The 5,148-nt window shown below is 52.2% G+C and carries 2 tRNA genes and 2 rRNA genes; all 4 read right to left on the bottom strand.

From position 1 onward, the window contains the following. Positions 1-28 precede the first annotated feature (28 nt). Positions 29-2,921, bottom strand: a 23S ribosomal RNA gene (locus BMY73_RS27605). A 249-nt stretch (positions 2,922-3,170) separates the two neighbouring features. Continuing rightward, positions 3,171-3,246: transfer RNA gene (locus BMY73_RS27600), tRNA-Ala, on the bottom strand. 26 nt (positions 3,247-3,272) lie between these two features. Continuing rightward, positions 3,273-3,349, bottom strand: a tRNA-Ile gene (locus BMY73_RS27595). A 64-nt stretch (positions 3,350-3,413) separates the two neighbouring features. Further along, positions 3,414-4,950, bottom strand: a 16S ribosomal RNA gene (locus BMY73_RS27590). The 16S and 23S rRNA genes sit together here with 2 tRNA genes alongside, the layout of an rRNA operon. Positions 4,951-5,148 lie beyond the last annotated feature (198 nt).

The raw sequence follows: 5,148 nt of genomic DNA, 5'->3' as shown, positions 1-5,148 counted from the left end.
TCCGAGTCGCAGATTGCTTGGGTGTTATATGGTCAAGCCTCACGGGCAATTAGTATTGGTTAGCTCAACGCCTCACAGCGCTTACACACCCAACCTATCAACGTCGTAGTCTTCGACGGCCCTTCAGGGAACTCAAGGTTCCAGTGAGATCTCATCTTGAGGCAAGTTTCCCGCTTAGATGCTTTCAGCGGTTATCTTTTCCGAACATAGCTACCCGGCAATGCCACTGGCGTGACAACCGGAACACCAGAGGTTCGTCCACTCCGGTCCTCTCGTACTAGGAGCAGCCCCTCTCAAATCTCAAACGTCCACGGCAGATAGGGACCGAACTGTCTCACGACGTTCTAAACCCAGCTCGCGTACCACTTTAAATGGCGAACAGCCATACCCTTGGGACCGGCTTCAGCCCCAGGATGTGATGAGCCGACATCGAGGTGCCAAACACCGCCGTCGATATGAACTCTTGGGCGGTATCAGCCTGTTATCCCCGGAGTACCTTTTATCCGTTGAGCGATGGCCCTTCCATACAGAACCACCGGATCACTAAGACCTACTTTCGTACCTGCTCGACGTGTCTGTCTCGCAGTCAAGCGCGCTTTTGCCTTTATACTCTACGACCGATTTCCGACCGGTCTGAGCGCACCTTCGTACTCCTCCGTTACTCTTTAGGAGGAGACCGCCCCAGTCAAACTACCCACCATACACTGTCCTCGATCCGGATGACGGACCTGAGTTAGAACCTCAAAGTTGCCAGGGTGGTATTTCAAGGATGGCTCCACGCGAACTGGCGTCCACGCTTCAAAGCCTCCCACCTATCCTACACAAGCAAATTCAAAGTCCAGTGCAAAGCTATAGTAAAGGTTCACGGGGTCTTTCCGTCTAGCCGCGGATACACTGCATCTTCACAGCGATTTCAATTTCACTGAGTCTCGGGTGGAGACAGCGCCGCCATCGTTACGCCATTCGTGCAGGTCGGAACTTACCCGACAAGGAATTTCGCTACCTTAGGACCGTTATAGTTACGGCCGCCGTTTACCGGGGCTTCGATCAAGAGCTTCGCGTTAGCTAACCCCATCAATTAACCTTCCGGCACCGGGCAGGCGTCACACCCTATACGTCCACTTTCGTGTTTGCAGAGTGCTGTGTTTTTAATAAACAGTCGCAGCGGCCTGGTATCTTCGACCGGCATGAGCTTACGGAGCAAGTCCTTCACCCTCACCGGCGCACCTTCTCCCGAAGTTACGGTGCCATTTTGCCTAGTTCCTTCACCCGAGTTCTCTCAAGCGCCTTGGTATTCTCTACCCAACCACCTGTGTCGGTTTGGGGTACGGTTCCTGGTTACCTGAAGCTTAGAAGCTTTTCTTGGAAGCATGGCATCAACCACTTCGCGTCCTAAAGGACACTCGTCATCAGCTCTCGGCCTTGAGATCCCGGATTTACCTAAGATCCCAGCCTACCACCTTAAACCTGGACAACCAACGCCAGGCTGGCCTAGCCTTCTCCGTCCCTCCATCGCAATAACCAGAAGTACAGGAATATTAACCTGTTTTCCATCGACTACGCTTTTCAGCCTCGCCTTAGGGACCGACTAACCCTGCGTCGATTAACGTTGCGCAGGAAACCTTGGTCTTTCGGCGTGGGTGTTTTTCACACCCATTGTCGTTACTCATGTCAGCATTCGCACTTCTGATACCTCCAGCAAGCTTCTCAACTCACCTTCACAGGCTTACAGAACGCTCCTCTACCGCATCATCCGAAGATGATACCCGTAGCTTCGGTGCATGGTTTGAGCCCCGTTACATCTTCCGCGCAGGCCGACTCGACTAGTGAGCTATTACGCTTTCTTTAAAGGGTGGCTGCTTCTAAGCCAACCTCCTAGCTGTCTAAGCCTTCCCACATCGTTTCCCACTTAACCATGACTTTGGGACCTTAGCTGACGGTCTGGGTTGTTTCCCTTTTCACGACGGACGTTAGCACCCGCCGTGTGTCTCCCATGCTCGGCACTTGTAGGTATTCGGAGTTTGCATCGGTTTGGTAAGTCGGGATGACCCCCTAGCCGAAACAGTGCTCTACCCCCTACAGTGATACATGAGGCGCTACCTAAATAGCTTTCGAGGAGAACCAGCTATCTCCGAGCTTGATTAGCCTTTCACTCCGATCCACAGGTCATCCGCTAACTTTTCAACGGTAGTCGGTTCGGTCCTCCAGTCAGTGTTACCTAACCTTCAACCTGCCCATGGATAGATCGCCCGGTTTCGGGTCTATTCCCAGCGACTAGACGCCCTATTAAGACTCGCTTTCGCTACGCCTCCCCTATTCGGTTAAGCTCGCCACTGAAAATAAGTCGCTGACCCATTATACAAAAGGTACGCAGTCACCCAACAAAGTGGGCTCCCACTGCTTGTACGCATACGGTTTCAGGATCTATTTCACTCCGCTCTCCGCGGTTCTTTTCGCCTTTCCCTCACGGTACTGGTTCACTATCGGTCAGTCAGTAGTATTTAGCCTTGGAGGATGGTCCCCCCATGTTCAGACAAGGTTTCTCGTGCCCCGTCCTACTCGATTTCATTGACAAGAGATTTTCGCGTACAGGGCTATCACCCACTATGGCCGCACTTTCCAGAGCGTTCCGCTAATCTCAAATCAACTTAAGGGCTGGTCCCCGTTCGCTCGCCACTACTAAGGGAATCTCGGTTGATTTCTTTTCCTCAGGGTACTTAGATGTTTCAGTTCCCCTGGTTCGCCTCTTGCGCCTATGTATTCAGCGCAAGATAACTGTCTTGTGACAGCTGGGTTCCCCCATTCAGACATCTCCGGATCACAGTCTGTTTGCCGACTCCCCGAAGCTTTTCGCAGGCTACCACGTCTTTCATCGCCTCTGACTGCCAAGGCATCCACCGTATGCGCTTCTTCACTTGACCATATAACCCCAAGCAATCTGGTTATACTGTGAAGACGACATTCGCCGAAAGTTTGCATTTCACAAACTTTACCTTAGCCTGATCACCACCAGTGAAAGTGGATCACAGTCTATCTTTCTATCACATACCCGAATTTTTAAAGAACGATTCTGACAAAGATCAGAAATCAGCATTCAGCCTTCATCTGAAGGAAATGCTCATTTCTAAGCTTTACGCAGGACAACTGTCTGTACCCAACTACTACGGTAATGGTGGAGCCAAGCGGGATCGAACCGCTGACCTCCTGCGTGCAAGGCAGGCGCTCTCCCAGCTGAGCTATGGCCCCGTATCGCTACAGGGTGCACCGGTAATTGGTGGGTCTGGGCAGATTCGAACTGCCGACCTCACCCTTATCAGGGGTGCGCTCTAACCAACTGAGCTACAGACCCAATCGTCTTCTTCAATGAATCAAGCAATTCGTGTGGGAACTTGCGAAGAAGCTGAGTCTTCGATTAAGGAGGTGATCCAGCCGCAGGTTCCCCTACGGCTACCTTGTTACGACTTCACCCCAGTCATGAATCACACCGTGGTAACCGTCCTCCCGAAGGTTAGACTAGCTACTTCTGGTGCAACCCACTCCCATGGTGTGACGGGCGGTGTGTACAAGGCCCGGGAACGTATTCACCGCGACATTCTGATTCGCGATTACTAGCGATTCCGACTTCACGCAGTCGAGTTGCAGACTGCGATCCGGACTACGATCGGTTTTGTGGGATTAGCTCCACCTCGCGGCTTGGCAACCCTCTGTACCGACCATTGTAGCACGTGTGTAGCCCAGGCCGTAAGGGCCATGATGACTTGACGTCATCCCCACCTTCCTCCGGTTTGTCACCGGCAGTCTCCTTAGAGTGCCCACCATAACGTGCTGGTAACTAAGGACAAGGGTTGCGCTCGTTACGGGACTTAACCCAACATCTCACGACACGAGCTGACGACAGCCATGCAGCACCTGTCTCAATGTTCCCGAAGGCACCCATCCATCTCTGGAAAGTTCATTGGATGTCAAGGCCTGGTAAGGTTCTTCGCGTTGCTTCGAATTAAACCACATGCTCCACCGCTTGTGCGGGCCCCCGTCAATTCATTTGAGTTTTAACCTTGCGGCCGTACTCCCCAGGCGGTCAACTTAATGCGTTAGCTGCGCCACTAAAATCTCAAGGATTCCAACGGCTAGTTGACATCGTTTACGGCGTGGACTACCAGGGTATCTAATCCTGTTTGCTCCCCACGCTTTCGCACCTCAGTGTCAGTATGAGCCCAGGTGGTCGCCTTCGCCACTGGTGTTCCTTCCTATATCTACGCATTTCACCGCTACACAGGAAATTCCACCACCCTCTGCCCTACTCTAGCTTGCCAGTTTTGGATGCAGTTCCCAGGTTGAGCCCGGGGATTTCACATCCAACTTAACAAACCACCTACGCGCGCTTTACGCCCAGTAATTCCGATTAACGCTTGCACCCTCTGTATTACCGCGGCTGCTGGCACAGAGTTAGCCGGTGCTTATTCTGTCGGTAACGTCAAAACACTAACGTATTAGGTTAATGCCCTTCCTCCCAACTTAAAGTGCTTTACAATCCGAAGACCTTCTTCACACACGCGGCATGGCTGGATCAGGCTTTCGCCCATTGTCCAATATTCCCCACTGCTGCCTCCCGTAGGAGTCTGGACCGTGTCTCAGTTCCAGTGTGACTGATCATCCTCTCAGACCAGTTACGGATCGTCGCCTTGGTGAGCCATTACCTCACCAACAAGCTAATCCGACCTAGGCTCATCTGATAGCGTGAGGTCCGAAGAGCCCCCACTTTCTCCCGTAGGACGTATGCGGTATTAGCGTCCCTTTCGAGACGTTGTCCCCCACTACCAGGCAGATTCCTAGGCATTACTCACCCGTCCGCCGCTGAATCAGGGAGCAAGCTCCCTTCATCCGCTCGACTTGCATGTGTTAGGCCTGCCGCCAGCGTTCAATCTGAGCCATGATCAAACTCTTCAGTTCAATACTGCAATCGGGTTTTGAGAAAACCCTATAAACTTGGCTCAGCAATCGTTGGTTAAACCATGATTTCTCGTGGAGTAACTTGCGATGCTGATAATCAGTTGACTTCAGTCTTACAGCACAAGCACCCACACGAATTGCTTGATTCAGTTGTTAAAGAGCGGTTGGTCAAGAGCCTTTCGTCTCAACCGAGGCGCG

Source organism: Pseudomonas sp. NFACC02, assembly GCF_900110765.1.
Classification (GTDB): domain Bacteria; phylum Pseudomonadota; class Gammaproteobacteria; order Pseudomonadales; family Pseudomonadaceae; genus Aquipseudomonas.
Note: the sequence above shows the minus strand (reverse complement) of the source record. Positions and strands in the feature narration are given on the sequence as shown.